Here is a 2,347-nt window from a genome sequence, read left to right on the forward strand (position 1 = left end):
GGCGCCGGCACGGCGGAGCCCTACGGCCCCGGCGAGGCCGAGGCGCTGCTGGCCCGGCTGGCGGCGGTTCTGGACGAGACGACATGAGCCCCATGCGGCGGCGACCTTGCATTTCGCCGCTGCTTTGGCTATACGGCCCCCTCGTTTGTGCGGAGCCCCGGCCATGAAGACCGATATTCATCCTGAGTACCATGAGATCACCGTCGTGATGACCGACGGCAGCGAGTTCAAGACTCGCAGCACCTATGGCAAGGCGGGCGACACCCTCCGTCTCGACATCGACCCGAAGTCGCACCCGGCCTGGACCGGCGTCCAGAAGCTGGTCGATCGCGGCGGCCAGGTGGCGAAGTTCAACAAGCGCTTCGAGGCCTTCGGCCTGAAGAAGTCCTGATCGCGCGGCGCCCGAACGGGCGCCCGGCGATGCTGGTCTGTGAGCCGGCCCCCGCTCGGGAGGCCGGCTTTTCGCGTTCGGCCCTTGCAGCAAAAACCATCATTGCGAGGAGCGCAGCGACGAAGCAATCCATCGTTCCGCACGAGCTGATGCATGGATTGCTTCGCTGCGCTCGCAATGACGATCCTTTATTGGCCTGTCGGTTCCAGCCGCCCCAGCGGGATGAAATCGCGCGACTCCGGCGTCCAGGGGGCACCGGTCCAGTCGCCCAGCCAGGTATCGACCACGAGCCCGGCCTCGGCGATCAGCCGCTCCAGCTGCCCGCGCGGCGGGAAGGCGATGCGGGAGCGCGAGGACAGCACCCGGCCGTCGGCGAGGATCCGGTAGAAGGTGCCGTAGGTCACGATGCCGGTGGCAGGGTCATGCTCGACATCGTTCCACGCCTCCGTCACGCCGAACCGGGGATGCTCGATCCGGCGCATCGACTCCGCCGGAGTCCACTCCCGCCACTCCTCCCGCGCCGGGTTGCGGCTGTCGAAGATGAAGCGGCCGTCCGGCGCCAGATGCGCGGCGATGGTGCGCAGCGCCGCCAGCCGGTCCTCCGGCGTCAGGAACACCTGGAAGGCGTGGCCGGTCAGCACGATCAGGTCGAAGCGGCGGTCGAGCCGGACGCTGCGGCCGTCGCCCTGGACCCAGGTCACCCGGTCGCCGCCGGGCCGGGCGCGGGCGATCTCCAGCATCGCCCCGGCCGGGTCGACGCCGAACACCGTCCGTCCGGGCTCGCGCGCCAGCTCCGCGGCCAGCCAGCCCGTGCCGCAGCCGAGGTCGAGGACCGAAGCGCGGCCGGCCGCCAGCGCCCGGCAATAGTCCTGGTCCGAGGACCAGACATTCTCGACATCGTAGAAGCTGGCGAGATCCGGGTCGCCATACAGCCGGTCCTGCGTCATCGGGCGTGAGTCTCCGGTGCCGCCGGGAAGGCGGGCGGCGTCGCGCCCATTATGGCACCGGTGCGTGACCGCCGTCCTACTTCTCCGCGGCGATCGTCTCGCCCGCCCAGCCTTCGGGCGGCGGCTCGCGCTCATGCTCGGCGATGCGCAGGGCATAAAGGTGATACAGGGTCGACAGCGACGGCTCGAGCTCCCGGCACCGGGCGAAGCCCTCCCGCGCCTCGTCCCAGCGGCGGGCGCGATAGGTGGTCAGTGCCACCTCGTGCTGGCGGGACAGCTCCTGATAGAGGCCGTCCTCGACCCGGCGATGGGCCAGCAGGGTGAAGACCGAGGCCGGCTCCCGCCGGCCCTTGACCACCAGCCGGTCCAGCTCGATCAGCGCCGTGCGGCCCTGCAGCGCCCGCGCCGTGTCCGGCCCGATCACCGTGCCGACGCCGTAGCGCTTGCACGCGCCCTCCAGCCGCGAGGCGAGGTTGACGCTGTCGCCCAGCGCCGAATAGTCGAAGCGGCGGTCGGAGCCCATGTTGCCGACGACGCAGGTGCCGGTGTTGATGCCGATGCCGATCGCGATCGGGCCGGCCACGCCTTCCCGCTGCAGCGCCTCGTTCAGCGCCGCGATGTCCGCCAGCATCCGGCGGGCGGCCTCGACCGCATGGGCGGCGTGGTCGGGGTCGTCCAGCGGCGCGTTCCAGAACGCCATGACGCAGTCGCCGATGAACTTGTCGATGGTGCCGCCGGTCGCCAGCACGGCCTCGGACAAGGGCGTCAGGATCCGGTTCAGCAGCCGGGTCAATCCCTGCGGGTCCTGCTGCATCCGCTCCGACAGGGTGGTGAAGCCGCGCACGTCGCAGAACAGCACCGTCAGCACCCGGGTCTCGCCGCCCAGCTGCAGCTGGCCCGGGTCCTGCGCCAGGCGCGACACCATGGACGGTGCCAGGTAGTGCTCGAAGGCCCGCGTGATCCGGCGGCGCTGAGCCTGCTCGCGGGCGAAGCCGTAGCTGCCCTGGAT

The 2,347-nt window shown here is 70.7% G+C and carries 3 protein-coding genes; 1 reads left to right on the forward strand and 2 read right to left on the reverse strand.

The window, feature by feature from the left end; translation table 11 throughout:
- The first annotated feature begins 163 nt into the window (after positions 1–163).
- On the forward strand, positions 164–391 hold the full coding sequence (rpmE, locus tag P409_RS32170; RefSeq protein WP_034848207.1) for a 50S ribosomal protein L31: 228 nt from the start codon (positions 164–166) through the stop codon (positions 389–391).
- A gap of 188 nt (positions 392–579) precedes the next feature.
- Here the strand turns inward: rpmE and P409_RS32175 are convergent, their stop codons facing one another.
- Positions 580–1,338 (reverse strand): class I SAM-dependent methyltransferase, encoded by a 759-nt coding sequence (locus tag P409_RS32175; protein WP_034848209.1) that lies wholly within the window; start codon positions 1,336–1,338, stop codon positions 580–582.
- Positions 1,339–1,414: 76 nt separating this feature from the next.
- Positions 1,415–2,347, reverse strand: a 933-nt coding sequence (locus P409_RS32180) for an adenylate/guanylate cyclase domain-containing protein (RefSeq protein WP_034848210.1), incomplete at its 5' end; no start/stop codon positions are given.

The organism is Inquilinus limosus MP06 (assembly GCF_000767795.1).
Taxonomy (GTDB): Bacteria; Pseudomonadota; Alphaproteobacteria; order DSM-16000; family Inquilinaceae; genus Inquilinus; species Inquilinus limosus_E.

Excerpts from the sequence above, each read along its gene's own strand:
- rpmE (WP_034848207.1), top strand. The coding sequence starts at position 164 with ATGAAGACCGATATTCATCCTGAGTACCATGAGATCACCGTCGTGATG.
- P409_RS32175 (WP_034848209.1), bottom strand. The coding sequence starts at position 1,338 with ATGACGCAGGACCGGCTGTATGGCGACCCGGATCTCGCCAGCTTCTAC.